Source organism: Flavobacterium sp. UBA6195 (assembly GCF_002422095.1).
Lineage (GTDB): Bacteria > Bacteroidota > Bacteroidia > Flavobacteriales > Flavobacteriaceae > Flavobacterium.
The window spans coordinates 1-4184 of the sequence record NZ_DITB01000117.1 but is presented as its reverse complement, the minus strand read 5'-3'; the positions used below and the strand labels follow the sequence as shown (position 1 = coordinate 4184).

3 protein-coding genes, 1 tRNA gene and 1 pseudogene are annotated in these 4184 nt (G+C 33.9%); 4 read left to right on the top strand and 1 reads right to left on the bottom strand.

Translation table 11 applies throughout. The features are described 5' to 3' along the window. A pseudogene (locus tag B4I81_RS10365) lies at window positions 1-388 on the bottom strand (hypothetical protein); the annotation flags it as partial. A 101-nt stretch (window positions 389-489) separates the two neighbouring features. Here B4I81_RS10365 and proS point away from each other — a divergent pair. The 4 genes from proS to B4I81_RS10345 form a co-directional block, all read left to right on the top strand. Beyond that, window positions 490-1968: a proline--tRNA ligase gene (proS, locus tag B4I81_RS10360; RefSeq protein ID WP_291110365.1), complete on the top strand. Its 1479-nt coding sequence runs from the start codon at window positions 490-492 to the stop codon at window positions 1966-1968. Window positions 1969-2084: 116 nt separating this feature from the next. Further along, window positions 2085-2156 (top strand) — tRNA-Glu (locus B4I81_RS10355). A gap of 158 nt (window positions 2157-2314) precedes the next feature. Continuing rightward, the gene (rpsT, locus tag B4I81_RS10350; RefSeq protein WP_291110363.1) at window positions 2315-2566 is read left to right on the top strand and encodes a 30S ribosomal protein S20; all 252 of its coding nucleotides are present in this window, start codon (window positions 2315-2317) and stop codon (window positions 2564-2566) included. 144 nt (window positions 2567-2710) lie between these two features. Further along, a partial coding sequence (locus tag B4I81_RS10345; RefSeq protein ID WP_291110361.1) for a GTP-binding protein TypA/BipA occupies window positions 2711-4184 on the top strand: 1474 nt, incomplete at its 3' end.

Here is a 4184-nt window from a genome sequence, read left to right as displayed (position 1 = left end):
AATTGTTCCATCCCCATCCGTTATTATAGTAGTTTATCGTAACATCAGATGAATTGTTACCCCAGCCAGCATAATTATTGTTTGAGTCATTTTTATAAACAGTAACTACAGTGTCTTGTTCTTGGGTGTTATAGTTGTCTACATCTGTAAAGTAGGTGTAATCATCTTGCATGTTTCTAAATTGCAGAGCGTATTTGTTTGATTGATCAGTATTTTGCTCAGAATCTTTATTTTCCGTTTGAGTGTTTGATTTTTCAGAACCATACACACCATCATTATTGTAGTAAGACGAATTTTGGTAGGAACCACAAGAACTTGTGATTACTGCCAATAATCCAAACAAAGAAAATATGGCATTTTTTTGGGTATGTAAGTAATAAGTTTTCATAACTCTTATTTTTTTATTGTTGGACACTTCAAATTTAACTATTTTTGCCAAACAAATTAGTTAAAAATTATATAAACAATTTTTGTGCCAAAATATTCATAATGAGCAAGAACTTAACAACAAGAGCGGAAGATTATTCCAAATGGTATAACGAACTAGTCGTAAAGGCTGATTTAGCTGAAAATTCAGGAGTAAGAGGATGTATGGTGATTAAGCCATATGGCTATGCAATTTGGGAAAAAATGCAAGCTGAACTAGATAGAATGTTTAAAGAAACTGGGCATAGTAATGCTTATTTTCCCTTGTTTGTTCCAAAAAGTATGTTTGAGGCAGAAGAAAAAAATGCTGAAGGTTTTGCTAAAGAATGCGCTATCGTAACACATTACAGATTAAAAACGGATGAAGAAAATAAAGGGAAATTAATTGTTGACCCTAATGCTAAATTAGAGGAAGAGTTAATTGTCCGTCCAACTTCTGAAGCTATTATTTGGTCTACTTATAAAGGTTGGGTGCAATCTTACCGTGATCTACCTTTGCTAATCAATCAATGGGCTAATGTGGTTCGTTGGGAAATGAGAACGCGTTTGTTTTTAAGAACAGCTGAGTTTTTATGGCAAGAAGGACACACGGCTCACGCAACACGTCAAGAAGCGATTGAAGAATCTGAGAAAATGATGAATGTGTATGCTGATTTTGTTCAAAACTTCATGGCAATTCCAGTGATTAAAGGTTTGAAAACAGAAACAGAGCGTTTTGCTGGAGCTGATGAAACTTATTGTATCGAAGCCTTGATGCAAGATGGTAAAGCCTTGCAGGCGGGAACTTCGCATTTCTTAGGTCAAAATTTTGCCAAAGCTTTTGATGTGAAATTTGCTAATAAAGAAGGAAAACAAGAACACGTTTGGGGAACTTCTTGGGGAGTTTCTACCCGTCTGATGGGAGCTTTAGTAATGACGCATTCTGATGATAAAGGACTGGTATTGCCCCCAAACTTAGCGCCAATTCAAGTGGTGATTGTTCCAATTTATAAGACTGATGAGCAGTTTGATGCTATTTCTGAACAAGTAAATGTTTTAGTTGCAGAATTGAGAAAATTAGGCATTTCGGTTAAATATGATAATAGAGATACTCAAAAACCAGGATTCAAATTTGCGGAATGGGAATTAAAAGGCGTTCCAGTTCGTATTGCTCTTGGTCCAAACGATTTAGAAAACGGAACTTACGAAATTGCTCGTAGAGATAATTTGTCTAAAGAAGTTGTGGCTAAAGATGGAGTAGTAAATTACATTCAAAATTTATTGACAACTATTCAAAATGACTTGTTTGCTAGAGCATTAGATTATAGAAACACTCATATTACAGAAGTTAATTCTTTCGAAGAGTTTAAAGAAGTTTTAGAAACTAAAGGTGGTTTCTTAGCAGCACATTGGGACGGAACTGCAGAAACTGAAGAGAAAATCAAAGAATTAACAAAAGCAACCATTCGTTGTATCGCTTTAGATAGAGTAGAAGAAGCTGGAACTTGTGTTTTAACAGGAAAACCTTCGTCAGGAAGAGTCTTATTTGCAAAGGCTTACTAAAAAAAGAGTAAAAAAAGCGAAAAAAAAATATTTATGCTATTGCAGGAATAAAAAATGTGTTTATCTTTGCACTCGCATTACGGAAATGAGGTCTTTTAGACTTTAAAGTACGAGATGGCCCGTTCGTCTATCGGTTAGGACGCCAGGTTTTCATCCTGGTAAGAGGGGTTCGATTCCCCTACGGGCTACAAAATTAGTTGTGAAATAGTTTTATAAAATAAAGGGTAGTGTCTCATTCTTTATTTTATTAGTTAAAACCAAAGTGTTTGCCTAGGTAAATGTGGGAGGTTTTTCTTTTTTAACTAGTAGTTTATAACAATTATTACAATTAAAAAAAAAAGACAAAATGGCAAATCATAAATCTGCTTTAAAAAGAATTAGAAGTAACGAGAAAAGAAGAGTGTTAAATAGATATCAACACAAAACTACTCGTAACGCTATCAAAGCTATTCGTTTAGCTACTGACAAAGCTGAGGCTTCTTCAAAATTATCAACTGTAATTTCTATGATTGATAAATTAGCTAAGAAAAATATTATCCATGATAATAAAGCTTCTAACTTAAAATCTAAATTAACTAAACACGTAGCTTCTTTATAGTCTACCGTTAGTGAAATATACTAAAGCTCTCATTCCGAGGGCTTTTTTTATACGTTACTATTATGTTATTTCTACTAAAGTATTGATTACTATAGTGTTTTTATCAAAATAAACATTACCTTTGCACCTTCAAAAATTTTATAAATGACTTCTATTAGAAACATCGCAATTATTGCCCACGTTGACCACGGTAAAACTACTTTGGTTGATAAAATTATGTACCACTGTCAGTTGTTTCGTGAAAACGAAAACACAGGAGATTTAATCTTAGATAATAATGACTTAGAGCGTGAAAGAGGTATTACAATTACTTCTAAAAACGTTTCTGTAACTTACAAAGGAACAAAAATCAACATTATCGATACTCCAGGTCACGCCGATTTTGGTGGTGAAGTAGAGCGTGTACTTAATATGGCAGATGGTGTTTGTCTTTTAGTAGATGCTTTTGAAGGACCAATGCCACAAACGCGTTTCGTATTACAAAAAGCAATTGATTTAGGATTAAAACCATGCGTGGTTATCAATAAAGTAGATAAAGAAAACTGTACTCCAGAAGAAGTGCATGAAAAAGTTTTCGACTTAATGTTTGAATTAGGTGCAACTGAAGAGCAGTTAGATTTCCCAACAGTTTATGGTTCGGCTAAAAACAACTGGATGTCTGACGATTGGAAAAATCAAACTGAAAACATTGAGCCATTGTTAGATATGGTTTTGGAACATGTTCCAGCTCCTAAAGTTTCTGAAGGAACGCCTCAAATGTTAATTACATCTTTAGATTTCTCTTCGTTTACAGGTCGTATCGCGATTGGTCGTTTACAAAGAGGTGTTTTACGTGAAGGAATGAACGTTTCTTTAGTAAAAAGAGATGGAAAAATAAGCAAATCAAAAATTAAAGAATTACATACTTTTGAAGGTTTAGGGCGTAAAAAAGTAGAAGAAGTTGTTGCTGGTGATATCTGTGCATTAGTTGGTTTAGAAGGTTTTGAAATTGGTGATACAGTTGCTGATTTTGAAAATCCAGAAGCATTAGAAACTATTGCTATTGATGAGCCAACAATGAGTATGTTGTTTACAATTAACGACTCTCCTTTCTTTGGTAAAGAAGGTAAATTTGTAACTTCTCGTCACATTAAAGATCGTTTGAATAAAGAATTAGAGAAAAACTTAGCATTAAGAGTTCACGAAACTGATTCTGCAGATAAATTCTTAGTGTTTGGTCGTGGTGTACTTCACTTATCGGTTTTAATTGAAACGATGAGAAGAGAAGGATATGAGTTACAAATTGGACAACCACAAGTTATTATCAAAGAAATCGATGGTGTAAAATGTGAGCCAATTGAAGAATTAACAGTTGATTTACCAGAAAATCTTTCAGGTAGAGCGGTTGAATTTGTAACGATTCGTAAAGGTGAAATGTTATCTATGGAACCTAAAGGAGAGCGTATGATTATCAAATTCAACATTCCATCTCGTGGAATTATCGGATTGAGAAATCAATTATTAACAGCTACAGCTGGTGAAGCTATTATGTCGCACCGTTTTATTGATTACCAACCATTCAAAGGTGAAATTCCAGGACGTTTAGGTGGTTCATTAATTTCTATGGAAAACGGAAAAG